This is a genomic window from Mucilaginibacter sp. P5_A6 (genome assembly GCF_056400585.1).
The window spans coordinates 69578-84605 of sequence record NZ_JBFUKZ010000005.1; the positions used below are offsets into that span (position 1 = coordinate 69578).

Sequence of the window (15028 nt, forward strand, 5' to 3'; positions counted from 1 at the left end):
GGCGGGAACATAAGCACCCAACTTGTTCTGGAGAAACCCGTAAGATAAATGCCTGTCCACAAAATCGCGCCTACAAAGGCAAACCATATGCGCATTGATTTTGACGCTCTCATAATTTCTTTACCATGTTGGAATAAATGAGTGATTTCAGATTAGTTTTTACCTGGCTGCGGAACAAAACGCAGGTAAGGTTTAACAATCTTTAACCCCACCGGATACTTTTCCCGTGCATCTGCCTCAGCTAATGCTGCCGGAATGATCACATCATCCCCGTTGTTCCAGTTTACCGGCGTAGAAACCTGGTACGCTGCGGTAAGTTGCATAGAATCAAGCACACGAAGTATTTCGTTAAAGTTACGACCGGTCGACATTGGATAAGTCAAATGTAGCTTTACTTTTTTGTCTGGGCCAATAACAAATACAGTGCGTACAGTTTGATTGTTAAGAGGCGTTCTGCCTTCTGAAGTACCAGGTTCGTCGGCAGGAAGCATGTCATACAATTTGGCAATGGTTAGTGAAGGGTCGCCAATCATGGGATAGTTTACTGCCACTCCTTGTACGTCTTCAATGTCTTTTTCCCATCTTAAATGGCTCTCTACAGGGTCGACACTAAGACCGATAACCTTGCAGTTCCTTTTCTCAAACTCAGGTGCCATTTTTGCCATGTAACCGAGCTCGGTAGTGCAAACCGGCGTAAAATCTTTCGGGTGGGAGAAAAGAACAGCCCAGCCATTGCCGATCCAGTCGTGAAATTTGACGGTGCCCTTTGTTGTTTCGGCTTGAAAATCTGGTGCGATATCGCCTAATCTGATGCTCATGACTTTTGTATTTTAATTGTTTGATAATGATGAAGTGAATTGTCTTATTATAATAAGATGTGTCTCTTTTTGCAGTTTTCGCATTCGTAAATTTGGGGCTTTACGGCTCCGAATGTGATCAGTGTTATAAAGCGGCTTATAAATGTTTTTTTTTTGAATCAACCAAATTACCCCCGCACGCTGTGCAGCGTACCCCTATCACTGTTCGTTTAATAATTATCTTGTCTAAATCTATCAGTGTCATAACAGGTATGAAATTGCATACGTTTAAAATGATTCTGAAATAAAAGGGATAAACGCACCCGGTTAGGGACGAACTACCGGAAGTTTGTGAAAAAGAAAAGTATCGGGCTATTAAGCTTCTTTTATTCCTAAAGCTTTAAAGAGATCTTCTTTATACGATTTCCCAACGGGGATCTTAGTTCCGTTAACCGAAACTTCCGTAGGAAAAACATCGTCAACCAGGTTGATGTTTACAGAATAACTGCGATGGATACGAATGAACGTTCGCATATCCAGCTGCTCAATAAAATCGCTAAGCGTCGACCGAACCATTACTTTCTTGTGCGACTTGAGATTCAATGTGACGTAATTCGCATCACTCTCCAGGTATAGCAGGTCATTAAAAAATATCTTCCTGAATATGTACCCATCTCTCACAAACATATACTCTTTTGGATGATGGGTATTTGGATGGTCTTGCCTTGCGTTGTCGCGGTTAGCGGTAAAATTGCTGAATGCAATTTCAATAGCGGCAAACAGTTCTTCTTTTGTAAAAGGCTTAACAATATAAGCATGAGGCTTCACCTTTTTAGCGCGTTCAATCGTTTCGCCATCGCTGTTAGCGGTTAAAAAAATAAATGGTATGCGGTACAATTCATTAAGCTTTTCGGCTACATCTATCCCATCTTTTTTGCCTGATAACTGGATGTCCAGCAATAATAGGTCAGGCTTATCCAGATCAAGCATTTTCATTGCTTCGGTATAGTTAATAGCAGGACCGCAATGAGGGTAGCCCAATTCATCCAGGGTGTTCAAAATGGTTCTGGCTATTACGAGTTCATCTTCTACAATACCTATTTTTAAAACGCTCATGGGCTTTAGTCTTCTTTTTTACGCAAGTCGCGGTTAGTAAAGTTAATAATAAATGAAGCGCCGTTTTTGTACTCATATTTCACATTACCACCAATTTGCCTGCTCAGGTCATTAATCAATTGTAAGCCGAGTGTAGTCGCACTGGCTAAATCAAAATCTGTAGGCAAACCAGGGCCGTTATCGGAATAAAATAGTTCATATTTACCTTCAGCTACAGTATGAATTTCGAGGTCTATCTCACCGGCGGTGCTATCATTAAATGCGTATTTGAAAGAATTGGATAACAATTCATTCATAATCAGGCCAAGGGGAACTGCAGAATCAATGTCAAGATGAAAAACAGGCACCCCGACATTTATCACTATCTTATTTTGCTTTTTATAAACACTCTCTACTTGTCGGCACAAATCGTTTACGAAGCGTTTTAATTCGATACTGCTTAGATTTTCAAATTGGTAGAGATTTTGGTGTATCAACGCAATGCTTCTTACGCGGTTGCGACCTTCCATCAATGCATCTTTTGCGGTTTCATCATTCACGGTTTTACTTTGCAACTCCAGCAGGCCCGAAATAACCTGCAAATTATTCTTTACGCGGTGATGAATTTCTTTCATAAGCACATCTTTGTCCGTAAGTAGTTCCACCTTTTCTGATAATGATTGTTTTAGCTGTGCGGTTCTTTCGCTTACAATTTGCTCCAACTTACTTTTATCAGCTGCCAATTGTTTTGTTCGCCATTTTATTATCCGGTAAACTGCCATTATCAGAAAAACGGCAAGCAATGTAATAAACCACCATTTAAAATAAAATGGCTTTAGCACAAATAAGGGGATAGTTAACTCGCTTTTACTCCAGGCGCCCTCCCGATTCTGTGCTTTGATATGTAATATGAACTGCCCATATGGCAAACCACTGATGCGAATAGAATTTTCATTAAAATAGATCCAATCTTTGTCCACCCCTTCAATCTTATAGGCATAATGGTGCACTTCGTCTTTTGCAAAATCCAGCAACTGAAATTCAAGTGTAAAAAAACGATCATTCGGCGCCAGTATAATTTGTGAGCTATTCAATAACTCCGTTGTTTCATTAACCAGCTTGTTTTGCGAACCAATAAACTGGTTAAAAGCAATTACACGTAACGGCACGTTAAACGAGCGGGTATCTTCTATCAGATCTTTTGGGTTAAACCCGATAATGCCGTCTAATCCGCCAAAAAAAAGCTGTCCGTCCTTTGCTTTGAACGAAGAAGTCCTGTTAAACTCGTTGTTCGATATGCCATTTGCTATAGTATAGGTATTTGCAGCAAATGTTTTCTTATTGAAACGGATCAAGCCATAATCGGAGCTGATCCAAAGGTTATTATATTCATCCGGTTCTATCCTGTACAAGACATCCGAAGAGAAGCCGCTGGCGATATTGAATTGCTGAAATGTATTTGCTTTCCTGTCCCAGCGGTATAGGCCTTCTCCATTGGTGGCCAGCCATACAATGCCATTAGCATCGGCATAAGCATCTAATAAACTAAGCTGAGCGATGACTGGTGATCGTTCATTAACAATTGTCCATCGCCGATTGCCTTGTTTATGACCATCAATAATTTTGTATAACCCGTTCTCTGCCACTGCCCATATCGTTCCCGCCTTATCTGTAAAAAAACGGTACACAAATTTTGCTTCGGGAAGTTTTTTAGATTCATACTCAAGTGAATCAAACTTTTTGCTGTTGGAATTGAATAACGAAAACCCGTTGGTTCTTCCCAACAACAGCAGGCTGTCATTCACAGAAAACAAGGACCATATTTCATCCATTTGCCCGCCCGTGTATTTAGACAGTGTATTTTTTTTGTCATTATACTCATACAGACTATAGCCACCACAGTACAACGACGAATGATGATTGGTAAGTGCGTACTTATATTGATCGTCGGTAACGTACTGCATTTCACTGCCTTGTTGCTGAAAAGTATGTGTCCAGATATTCGCCACTACCTTGCCGGTTTCGTCGGCGTATATTCCACGGGCCTGGTTGTTTTTTTCAACAGATTGTTGCCTGGTTGTAAAATAGGGTTTAAAGCGGTTTTTCTCTATCTTCAATTGCAACACGCCGAGCGTAGTGCAAAGCCAGAGGTTTCCAAAATTGTCTGGAAAGAGGTTGTAAATGAAAAGATTTTCAAAGGTCTTTATTTCTGAGTTTGAGGCTACTTTCAAAAAAATATTTTCATTCCATAGGTATAGCCCATCGGGAATATCAAGAATACTGGATGTGCCATCCGTTGAGTTTGCGGCCTGGTACCAATATTTTCCTTTTATGCTGTCTGTATTAAATCCTTTTATATCGGCCGGGAACTTAATTTCACCCTTACCCGTTATCATCCCAATATTAAATGTATTGGGTTGGGCGGTAGTGGTATAGGTAATTAAAAGATCATGCCGACTGTTAAAACCAACCGGCAGCGATCTTTGCGCATCTTTTTGAATAAAGGCGATCACGGTATCTTTTGTTACCAAATACTGTGTGGACTGGGTGAATATTTTCAACAACGTTTTTCCCATGCCGAACATGCAGAAATGACCTGTAGCCCTATAATCCAAAGAAGACGCGACACCCGACCTATCCCAGTCTTTCATTTCATAGCGAAGTGTAAACCCTTTTTGGGAAGTGTATTGCCAAAGCCTGAAAGGACGGGCTGTAAGGAAATCAATTTGATTAGTACCGTCATTGGAGATCCAGTAAACATCGCGCTCTTTAAAAGGCAGTTTTGGAAAAGCATCCGTTAGTGTTTTAACCTCCTGTGTCACAGCATTCATCACATCTACCTTACCGTTAGTTGTAAGCTGAAAGCCGGTACTGCCGTATTCAATGAACAGGTTATTGGCGTCATCTTTGGCAAGCTGTACCACTTTGTTATCCTGCAGACGATTTCTCTGGCGGGTAAAAAGCAAACAATTTTTCCCATCGTAGCGATTAAGCCCGTTGCGTGTACCAAACCACATAAAACCAGCCTTATCCTGTAAGCCGCAAAACACTTCGTGAGAAGCCAGCCCATCTTCAATAGAAATCATTCTTTTGGTGATGGTATAGCCGGCAGTATTATTTTCAAATTTGCTTTGCCCAAAAACAAATACGCCGGTTAATATTAAAACCAAAATCAATATGTGGCGAGAAAGAAACAGGCGGCTCATAATATTGTTGAAGATACTTTTTTTTGATTATAATCCCATTGCCCTGTTAACAGGCACCGATTAAGATTTGCAGCTATTTACTCATCAATAGGGCACCATGTAGTACAAAAAACCTGAAGGCTTCAACACCACATTTGGAGTTAAAACAAGTATGCATAAATCAACTACTCAGAAAAAAATGACTGGAAGATTCATAATCTTTTGGCCCCTGGGGTTCGAACGAGTTTTACCAGGTTGATAGTGAGGCTAATTTTCTTAAATCATCGATAAAATGGTTCAGGAAGCACCCAGGCGGGCGCACAAAAGCGAGTAGCCGGTGGTTATCCGTCTTTTTTGTAAGCTATTATTTTTTTACAGGTATCGGAATATCAGGCAACCGAATAACCCGGTGACTATATTTGGCATCACTTTCCGAGTGGGTAACCATTATGATAGTCGCTCCGTCTTTATTCAGCTCGTTTAGTAAGTCCATAACTTCCTTGCCATTCTCATAATCCAAATTTGCTGTTGGCTCATCTGCAAGTATCAATTTAGGCCTGTTCACCACTGCCCTTGCCAATGCAACGCGCTGCTGCTGACCACCTGATAATTGCTGCGGGTAAGTTTTTCGGCGCTGATCTATATGCATTTTATCCAATATTTCCTCGGTCCTCTTTGCACGTACTGAAGTTGGTAAACCGGTGTAGATCATAGGAAGCTCCACATTTTCAAATACGGTCAGATCATCGATCAAGTTAAAATTCTGGAATAAAAAGCCAACATTTTGCTTACGCAGGGCTGCACGTTTACGCTCATTAAAATGGGTTACTTCAACACCGTTGAAAACATAGCTTCCGCTATCGGGATCGTCAAGAAACCCTAAAATATTCAGCAGGGTTGATTTTCCGCAGCCTGATGGGCCCATGATCGCCACAAATTCGCCTTCATCAACCTCGATGGACATTTTGTTTAATGCCACAATATCCAGCTCATCAGTATGGTAGCATTTTTCGATATCAGAGATCTTTATCATATGCTTTAGATTTTAGAGGGTTAAAATCATTATAAAGCTAACGTTATCCTGTCTTCTATTTAAAAAAAACAGATGGAGTAGGATAGGTAAAATACCACAAAACCAGGTCAATATAATATCATAATCGCCCTTTAGGGGTGATTATGATATTGTATATAGTGCAACTTATACCGGCAGGTACTTATTGAGCACTTTGCCGTGTTTGAAGGCTATTGAACTTTCTAATTTCAGTATCTTCCTTTCCTTAAAAATGGAAAGCCCTGCACCGATGGCTACAGGGTTAACGATGATATAATATTCATCAATAAGGTTAAGGCTGATGAGCGAACTTACAAAACTGGCGCCGCCATAAACAATGATATCCTTGCCTGGTTGTTCTTTTAGCGCCTGTACTGCAGTAGCCAGGTCGCCGTTTTCTACTTCCAGGTTCCTGCCAGTGATGGCTGTCTCCGTGCGGCTGAAGGCGATCTTGCGCATATTTACCATCCGTTGCGCCAAAGGATAAGCGGGGTTGTCGGGCATGTTATCAACCATATTTTCCCAGTGAGCGATAAAGTCGGGGGTCATTTTACGCCCCAGCAAAATGGTATCGCAGCTGTCGGCCAACTCAATTATTTTCTGGAAACCGGCTTCATCCGGGCCGGCCAGAAACACCCAGTCAATTTCGCCATTAAGCCCGCCTACAAAGCCATCAAGTGTTATGTTTACCTGTAATTTTAATTTTCGCATTGTAATCGTTTTTAAAAAGTGATGTATTATCCTAACAGCTCTTCCAGTTGGTTGAGGCCCATGGTAAAGCCCGTCTCGAAGCCCATCTTTAGAAGCTGCTCCAACCCGAAGGTATCATCAAAGGTGATGGTCACGTTTACAATGGTAATGTCGTTGTTCTCGCTCATTTCCACCAGCCAATACATAGCTGGAAAGTCGTCTAAGGGCTTGCCATTCTCATCACAGAATTTACAGGTCGACTTAAAACTGTTCGGCGCGTCAATGGCCTTATAGATGCTTATGCTCCAATGCGTATCACCTTCCGGGCCTACCATGGCATAAAGCCAGTGCCCACCCTCTTTAAAGTCCATGGTCTTTGTTTTGGCATTCCATGGTTTGGGCCCCCACCATTGATCCAATTTATTGCTTTCCGTCCAGGCGCTCCATACCTTTTGGCGCGGCGCCTTAAATTCCCTAACAATGTGCATTGTCTTGTTCGCGGTGTCTTTGCTGATGCTGATCATGTTGTGTTTGTTTTAAATGTTATTTAAAAGGTTGTCTAACTGGTCAAAACGGGTCTCCCAAAGCTTACGGAAGGCTTCCATCCAATGGTCTATCTCTTTCATCTTTTCTATGTTAAGCTGGTAATAGATCTCGCGGCCGCTGTGTGTTTGGTCAACGGCGCCACATTCGGCCAATATCTGAATGTGTTTAGACACCGCTTGCCGGCTGCTGCCAAAATGCCCGGCAATGGCGTTGGGAGTCAGGGCGCCTACGGTAAGCAGGGTAAGAATGGCCCGGCGGGTAGGATCGGCTATGGCCTGGTAAATATCGCGTCTCATATATATGCAACTGTTTAATTGCAAATATATATGCAATTATTCAGTTGCGCATTTTTTTTTAACATTTTTTGGCGATATAATTAGTGTGTGCGGAAGTATAAAAGTGATCCTTGTAGATTGAAGACGGCAAAGCCGTTTAGTGTACCCTTAGAAAGGTAACCTTTTCCCAATAACCCAGTTATGTTTCATACCGTTAACAAGGAAAAGGCACCTATGAGATGAACATTTACAGGCCCCGGAATCACCTCCCCGATCCTAATAAAGGAGAATACGAGGCGTTAAAAGTTTTTGTATCGTTCAAACAGATACCGTTAATAAATTGTTCTAATGTATACTTCTGTATTAGCCAGGGTATCATTAATCATGGTATCACATGACAATACGCTTCTTTTACGTTTGGTGTATTTATCGCACAATTCAACCACACATGTGCCGCAGCTGCCCATACCACAGCACAAGCCAAAACCCGGAATAGCCAAACGATCAGCGATTAATGTCATCAGGCTGTGGTATTCCTTATAATAAACCTGGATGACGTATCTTTCATCCCTGAATATGAGTGTTAATGTTATATTTCTTTTTTGGCTTTCCATGGGCTGCCGGGGGCACTTCTGTCCTATTTTTCAGATGCTTTTTTAAAAATGGTCTTCCCTTTTAATACCATTTTCATCCGCTGGCGCTTTAAAGAGATATGCGTAATGGCCGTTTCATTTTCATCAAATTGTTGTTTGTAGCTCGATATAATGTGCCTATAGCTTAATACACCCACTACCTTATTACCGGCAAATACCGGCAGCGCATCAACATCCTGCTGTGCCATTAATTCAACAGCGCTCCGCAGGCTATCGCTTACTTTTATTGCACCATTATTTTTTTTCGATAACCCGGCAACCTTAAAACCATCGTCGTACTTTGCAGAATATATATCTGAAACTTTTACCGTACCCTGAAATTCTGATTTATCATTAAACACGGCGAGCCAACTATCTTTAACCGGGTTTACGGCCAGCCATTCTTTTACTTGCCGGATGCTCATGCCTGCATTGAGTTTAATGTTCTCTTTACTCATTACCTGTGACACGTTGATTTTTTGAAGCACATCCGGCTCATAGGAATCAGGCGTAACAACACCCCTTCGGGCTATCTTTTCGGTCATAATGGTATTCTCCATCAGGAAAAAAGAAACAATGTACGATGCCGTGCAGGCGCCCAACAATGGCAGCAGTGCATGTGATTGCATAGTAGCCTCCAAAGCGAAAGTAATACTTGTAAGATAAGCCCGGGATGCACCCGCGAACATGGCAGACATGCCAATTAATGCCCCCATTGGTATGCTGATACCGATATCTGGAAATAAACCCAGTAACACGGTGCTGATAATTGCACCGGCAGCGCCGCCAATAGTTAACAACGGAGCCAGGGTACCGCCTGATGTTCCACTACCTAAAGCAATAGCCCAGGAAAGAAACTTAAATAAACATAAACTTAAAATTAAGGCTAAGGGCACCTGGCCGGTAAGTAAATGGGTTATATTATCGTACCCCACTCCCAACGTATGCGGATAAAAGTAGCCAATTAATCCAACTGCCAAACCGCCTAATGCCGGCCACCACATCCAATGAACAGGTAATTTTTCAAACCAGTCTTCAATCAAATAAACTGCTTTTGTTAATGCTAATGAAAGAAAACCAATAAGTATCCCGATAAAGCTGTATACAGCTAAGGCTAAATTAGACGGCGTCTCGAGGTCAGGCATCGGGAACACCGGTCCGGCTTCAAAAAGTAAATGATGACCTGCCGCACCCGTAATGCAGGCCAGGGCAACAGGAAGGATAGCCTTAGGCGAAAATTCAAACAGCAGCAACTCAATAGCCAGAAAAACAGCCGCGATAGGCGTACCGAATATGGCCGACATACCAGCCGTAGCGCCTGCTGCTAATATAACTTTACGTTCGCTTGAAGTAATTTTTAACAATTGCCCCAGCGTTGAACCAAGCGCCCCGCCTGTAGCAATAATTGGCCCTTCGGCACCAAAAGGCCCGCCGGTACCAATTGCAATAGCCGATGATATTGGCTTTAAAAAAGTAATAGACGGTTTAATTTTACTTTGGTTCACTAAAATTTGTTCCATTGCTTCTGGTATGCCATGCCCCCTGATTGCTTTGGAGCCATATAACGCCATTAAGCCAACTAAAACGCCACCGATGGCTGGTATAACAATTACCCAAATACCCAGGTGATTATTGGCAGGGCTATGAAAGCTTAAATCAAATGTTCCGTAAAAGGAAATATTGGTAACGAGGTTGATGAGCAGCACCAGGAATTTAGCTATAAAACTTATGGCTACAGCTACCAATACCGCATACATGGATATTTTTATTAACCGGCTTTTTTTAAAGCTTACATATTTTACGTCTTCTTCTAATGATGTTAAAATTGGCGAAATGGGAATACTGTCAGCGCGCTTACTGTTGATCATTGATATTTATATTGTTTAAACAATGTTTATTTATTAATTTTAATTGCAAAATTAGATAATTTTATTGCATAAACAATGTTTTAAATAAAACAAGCATATAACTTATTCAGAAACGACAATCATGTAAAACATGAAAACTATCAATAAATTTCAAGATTGGGGTAACCGGCATCATCCTGCCGCTATAGATGTTGTGCGGATATTGCTTGGGCTATTCCTGCTTTTGAAAGGTTATGCTTTTTTACAAAACATGGCTTATTTAAGGTGGATGCTTTCGACCCAGGACCTTGCCAACCTGCCGCCGGAAGCCATTTCCGTTATCATGTTTTATGTAATTTTCTGTCACATGACCGGCGGAGCATTGTTAATGCTGGGGATCTTAACCAGGTTGGTTTGTTTAATGCAATTGCCGATTATTTTAGCCGCCATATTTGTGATCAATATTTTTAAATCTTCCCTTAATACCGAGCTCTGGCTTTCAATTTCAAGTGGAATATTGTTATTGGTGTTTCTACTGCTTGGCTCCGGGCCTTTATCGCTCGATAACTACTTTAATAAATTAAAAGCGGAATGAAGCAAGTTCAACACGGCATGCTGTTATGTCACATTTATTTTTGCAATTTAGCCCCTGAATGAAGGAAACAAAAAACGGTTGCGATTTAACCAGCTGCTATCTGTGTACGCACTGCGCCGGGGATTGGAGACCAGCTATCGCGGCTCATAAAAAAAACTTTACCATTAAAAAGGGGCAGCGGATTTTTAGCGAAGGCGATTCGGTTACCGGGATCTATTTTATTTTCTCGGGTAAGGTAAAGGTACATAAACGATGGGATGCCGATAAAGAGATCATACTTCGGTTTGCAAAACCAGGAGATATTCTGGGTCATTTAGGCTTAGGGAATGAGCCGGTATACCCGGTGTCAACAACAGCGATTGAACCTGCATCGGTTTGTTTTATTGAACTGCCGTTCTTCGAATCTTCATTGAATATGAACCCGAAGCTTACTTACTCGCTGATGAAGTTTTTTGCCAATGAACTCCAGGAATCTGAAAAACGAATGCGAAATTTGGTTCATATGCCTGTGAAAGAACGCATTGCATTAGCCCTGCTTACTTTAAAAAAGCAGTTTGGGGTTGATGATACCGGCGCACTAAATATTGAGCTTTCCCGGCAGGATTTATCTTCCTTTGCAGCTGTTTCCTATGAAACACTATTCAAAGTTACAAACGACTTTATTCGTAATAACCTGATAGAAGTTAAAGGCAAAAATCTCAGCATCACAAATGAAAACGCCTTGATGGAAATGACCCTGGATTTAAAAAACAAATAGCCGCTTTGTTTAAATTATATATTACGTTTTTCGCTTTTTCAAAAAAATAACCGACCTGGCTCCTTTGGCTTAAAAGGCAAAGTATAACAAGGAAGCTGTTTTGGTTTGAATTCAATTAAGAGTGAAGGTCATTAATTTAACGCACAATGGGATAAGCCCAATTGATACCAGAATAAATAAACCAACCCTTACATAATTCAAACTCTTCCAAAGCATAGTTTTATTTAATAAATCAGTTCTTACGGAAGAGGCATTTGCAATCTTCTGAAAATCAATGATATTAGGCGCAAAATACAGTAATGTCCATACTCTGACAACAAAATGTACTGCAAATAAAATTAAAAGCCAATTTCTGACTAAGTCTAATTTCCAACAAAATATAATTGCAAGGATAAAAGTTATCTCGTGAATGGAATGTAATACTATCCAAAAGAGTTTAAAGTCGAGTCCATATTTGCCCTTGAATATTTGGAATGAATCAGGTGGTGATGCCGTCCATTTTGGGACGATAACTATTGTCTCAAATATTTGAGCGCCATTCATTAAGAAGTAAATAAGTGTAGTAACGAAAAGCCATATTTCTGCCCTTAACAAGTAATTTGATGTTATACTATCCATATTCCTATTTTTTAGATTTATTTAAATTGTCTGTCACTTCCTTCATTATTTCCATCGCTGAAAGCATATATCTTTCTATAATTTCAATTTCGTTTTCTTTTAATTTTGAAATCATGCTTACCATCTTTTTTTGTAAATCTGAAAATGGTCCACCCAATAGCTTCATTGCAGTTTGAGTATTAGGTACTATTATAATTTTTCTTCGATCATGCTTGTCAAATTCTCTTTTTGCCAAATTGTTTCTTTCAAGCCGATCTATTACTCCTGTTACTGCACCTGTTGTTAAGCCTGTAATTTTCGATAGGTCACCCGCCGACATAGAACCATTTCTTATTAAAATCCCTAAATATTTATGATCTGTTCCAGACAAACCTGCACTATGGGCAATTGCTTCGTGCATTGCGATGGTAATGTCTGAGAACTGTCTTCCCATATCGGAAATTGCTTGTATATTCTGTTTGTCTAATTCCCTCTTCATAGAACAATATTTATCTTACAATATAAGCATCTTAGTTACAAAGATAATAAACTGAAAATGTTTTCAAATCATTTTTTCATAAAACTCAAAAAACTTTCCAGGGTTATTTTATATTTCCGGCAAGCCTATATCATCAAATCGTGCATAAGTGGTTAGGGAAGCACCCAGGCGGGTGCACCGGAAGCGAATAGCCATTGGTTATTCGCTTTTTTATGGTTTGACTTTGGGCTCATAAATGGGATCTACGGCATATTGGTTTGAAGTTATAAACTTCGAACAGCGGTTTTTTTTGTAAGATTGCGAATAATCGCCGTTATACTTGGGAATAGCTTTGTTTTTTTTGATATAACCGCATAACAGTAATTCAGTTCAAAGATTTAGGACATGACTTACTTTAGGTTCGTTAATCTTTTGAAAGCCTAAGGTTTCATAAAATTCGTTTGCAGCAGGATTATCAGTAAACAGCCGGAGAACAGTAAAATGTGGCTTTCCTTTATCAATGATGGTTTCCATTAGTAACGACGCGTAACCTTTTCTTCGATGAACCTCCTGAACATATAAATGACGGACCCGTCCAATGTTTAAATCCCTGGCATAAGGATCATAGTTCAGGCCGCCGATGGCAACCAAATCTTTTGCTAAAACCAGTCCCCATAATTTTTCACCCGGCTTGGAGAATTTATTTGCTCCGCTGTTCCAATCATCGATTGTTCGTTGTATGAAATTATTCCCGTTGATCTTCGATTCCTTCAACAAACTATGAACGAGGAAAAAATTCAGATCCGTAAATTCTATTAATTTGAGGCTATCGGTTGACAACATCTTCAAATTTAAAATAATAAAATGTATTGAGCTGCAAACACCGGAACCCTGTTGGCCGGGGCCGTAATAATTTATTTTAACTATTAAAAACATGATACCGTTTCGACAAACGCACAATTGGATTCTTATAAAAAATGGATTTAGAGCATACAGCGCTTCAACTCATCCATAAAATGGTTCTGGAAGCGCTCAGTTTAACCACACCCGAATGAATAAGACCGCGATTCCAGGCCAGAATCGCGGTTTATCATTTTTGTCATTTTTTTAATCCGCATTTCAGGGCAGTTTTAATCCTTTTTTGGTTCGGGGCCATCAAGCCAACCAACTGTGTATTAATAAATCAGGTATTATTTTGCTTTTTTTTAATCGCCGGCGTAGTTAACTTTAAACGAAATGAAAAACCTTGTTTACCATTTATCGTTGCTGAAAATAAATATTCAATTATTGAAAACTATTTAACGGACCTGTGTAATGACAAATAACCTACGAGTACGTTCTGTTGACCTTTTGCGCGGCGCTATCATGGTGCTGATGGCCATTGACCATGTGCGCGTCTATTCAGGTATGCCTTCCGGCGGGCGTGACCCCGCTATTTTCTTTACCCGCTGGGTTACCCATTTTTGTGTTTCGGGCTTTGTGTTCCTGGCGGGAGCCTCGGCATTTCTCTATTACCAAAAACTGAATGACCGTGGGGTCTTGTCGCGCTATCTGTTGGTTCGTGGCCTGCTGTTGGTAGCGCTGGAGCTGACACTTATCCGTTTCTGCTGGACTTTTAACCTGGATTTTAAATCCTTCATGCTGGCCGGGGTAATCTGGATGCTGGGTTGGTGTATGGTATTGATGTCAGCAATTGTCTGGCTGCCTGTCCGTGCAGTTTGGATCTCCGGGCTGGTTATGATCGCTTTACAACAACTATTCGGCCTGGCGCCGGCAAGTTGGACATGGTGGCATTTCATTTATCCTAACAGCGAAGATGGATTAGGCTGGATAAATGTACTGTATGTGCTGGTTCCCTGGATCGGGGTGATGATGGTGGGCTATGGTTTTGGGAAGCTGCTGACTATAGAACCGGTTAAACGTAACAGGTTATGCCGGCAGATCGGACTTTCGGCTACCGCCTTGTTTTTGGTGGCGGGCAGTTTACTGGCTTTTTTTGTAAATAAAGGCGATATGCCCTTTATTTACCGTTTGCTGAACCAGCAAAAATATCCGCCCTCGCAACTCTTCCTGCTCATGACTCTGGGGCCGCTGATAGCATTGACACCTTTTGTAGAGAAAGTGCGCGGCTGGTTTGCCGGTGTATTAACCACTTTTGGCCGGGTACCCCTGTTTTATTACATACTGCATATCCTGCTGATTCACCTGCTGGCGCTGGGCCTCAATTTTGTGCTGTATGGCAATAGTCACCAGGAATGGTATCATACTGCACCTTTTGCAGGAGTGCCGGAAGACCGGCGCTGGGGTTTACCCTTGCTATACCTCATTTTTACCATAACCGAAATTTTACTGTACCTGGCCTGTCGCTGGTATGCCCGGTATAAATCACTACACCCGCATCAACCATGGCTGAAATACCTGTGATACAAAGAAAAGCAGCCGCCGGGGCTGCGCGGGTGGGCGATGTGGGGTTGCTTGCAACT

The 15028-nt window shown here is 41.1% G+C and carries 15 protein-coding genes; 3 read left to right on the forward strand and 12 right to left on the reverse strand.

Annotated features, from left to right (window positions below):
- Positions 1–152: 152 nt before the first annotated feature.
- The 9 genes from AC1DO4_RS07085 to AC1DO4_RS07125 all read right to left on the reverse strand — a co-directional run bounded on the left by AC1DO4_RS07085 (position 153) and on the right by AC1DO4_RS07125 (position 10139).
- Entirely contained in the window at positions 153–818 is a 666-nt protein-coding gene (locus AC1DO4_RS07085; RefSeq protein ID WP_477400561.1) for a peroxiredoxin, read from the reverse strand.
- A 354-nt stretch (positions 819–1172) separates the two neighbouring features.
- The gene (locus tag AC1DO4_RS07090) at positions 1173–1913 is read right to left on the reverse strand and encodes a LytR/AlgR family response regulator transcription factor (protein WP_477414248.1); all 741 of its coding nucleotides are present in this window, start codon (positions 1911–1913) and stop codon (positions 1173–1175) included.
- Positions 1914–1918: 5 nt separating this feature from the next.
- Positions 1919–5098 carry a histidine kinase dimerization/phosphoacceptor domain -containing protein gene (locus tag AC1DO4_RS07095; protein ID WP_477414250.1) on the reverse strand — a complete coding sequence of 1060 codons (3180 nt, stop codon included), beginning with the start codon at positions 5096–5098 and terminating at the stop codon, positions 1919–1921.
- Between the two features lie 343 nt (positions 5099–5441).
- Complete coding sequence (locus AC1DO4_RS07100) at positions 5442–6110, reverse strand: ABC transporter ATP-binding protein (protein ID WP_477414252.1); 669 nt, start codon at positions 6108–6110, stop codon at positions 5442–5444.
- 165 nt (positions 6111–6275) lie between these two features.
- The gene (locus AC1DO4_RS07105; RefSeq protein WP_477414254.1) at positions 6276–6839 is read right to left on the reverse strand and encodes a dihydrofolate reductase family protein; all 564 of its coding nucleotides are present in this window, start codon (positions 6837–6839) and stop codon (positions 6276–6278) included.
- A gap of 26 nt (positions 6840–6865) precedes the next feature.
- Positions 6866–7306, reverse strand: coding sequence for an SRPBCC family protein (locus AC1DO4_RS07110; protein ID WP_477414256.1), 441 nt, complete (start codon positions 7304–7306; stop codon positions 6866–6868).
- 48 nt (positions 7307–7354) lie between these two features.
- Complete coding sequence (locus tag AC1DO4_RS07115; RefSeq protein WP_477414258.1) at positions 7355–7660, reverse strand: ArsR/SmtB family transcription factor; 306 nt, start codon at positions 7658–7660, stop codon at positions 7355–7357.
- Between the two features lie 311 nt (positions 7661–7971).
- Positions 7972–8253: a hypothetical protein gene (locus AC1DO4_RS07120; RefSeq protein WP_477414260.1), complete on the reverse strand. Its 282-nt coding sequence runs from the start codon at positions 8251–8253 to the stop codon at positions 7972–7974.
- 23 nt (positions 8254–8276) lie between these two features.
- Positions 8277–10139: a chloride channel protein gene (locus AC1DO4_RS07125; RefSeq protein ID WP_477414263.1), complete on the reverse strand. Its 1863-nt coding sequence runs from the start codon at positions 10137–10139 to the stop codon at positions 8277–8279.
- A 130-nt stretch (positions 10140–10269) separates the two neighbouring features.
- Here AC1DO4_RS07125 and AC1DO4_RS07130 point away from each other — a divergent pair, with 130 nt between their 5' ends.
- Both AC1DO4_RS07130 and AC1DO4_RS07135 read left to right on the forward strand, forming a co-directional pair.
- Positions 10270–10713 carry a DoxX family membrane protein gene (locus AC1DO4_RS07130; protein WP_477414265.1) on the forward strand — a complete coding sequence of 148 codons (444 nt, stop codon included), beginning with the start codon at positions 10270–10272 and terminating at the stop codon, positions 10711–10713.
- 58 nt (positions 10714–10771) lie between these two features.
- Positions 10772–11470 (forward strand): Crp/Fnr family transcriptional regulator, encoded by a 699-nt coding sequence (locus AC1DO4_RS07135; protein WP_477414267.1) that lies wholly within the window; start codon positions 10772–10774, stop codon positions 11468–11470.
- 111 nt (positions 11471–11581) lie between these two features.
- Here the strand turns inward: AC1DO4_RS07135 and AC1DO4_RS07140 are convergent, their stop codons facing one another.
- The 3 genes from AC1DO4_RS07140 to AC1DO4_RS07150 form a co-directional block, all read right to left on the reverse strand.
- Positions 11582–12088 carry a transposase gene (locus AC1DO4_RS07140; protein WP_477414269.1) on the reverse strand — a complete coding sequence of 169 codons (507 nt, stop codon included), beginning with the start codon at positions 12086–12088 and terminating at the stop codon, positions 11582–11584.
- Positions 12089–12092: 4 nt separating this feature from the next.
- Positions 12093–12566, reverse strand: coding sequence for a MarR family winged helix-turn-helix transcriptional regulator (locus AC1DO4_RS07145; protein ID WP_477414271.1), 474 nt, complete (start codon positions 12564–12566; stop codon positions 12093–12095).
- Between the two features lie 369 nt (positions 12567–12935).
- Complete coding sequence (locus AC1DO4_RS07150; RefSeq protein ID WP_477414273.1) at positions 12936–13388, reverse strand: GNAT family N-acetyltransferase; 453 nt, start codon at positions 13386–13388, stop codon at positions 12936–12938.
- Between the two features lie 471 nt (positions 13389–13859).
- Between AC1DO4_RS07150 and AC1DO4_RS07155 the strand changes: the two genes are divergently transcribed.
- The gene (locus tag AC1DO4_RS07155) at positions 13860–14969 is read left to right on the forward strand and encodes an acetyltransferase domain-containing protein (RefSeq protein WP_477414275.1); all 1110 of its coding nucleotides are present in this window, start codon (positions 13860–13862) and stop codon (positions 14967–14969) included.
- The last annotated feature ends 59 nt before the right edge of the window (positions 14970–15028 follow it).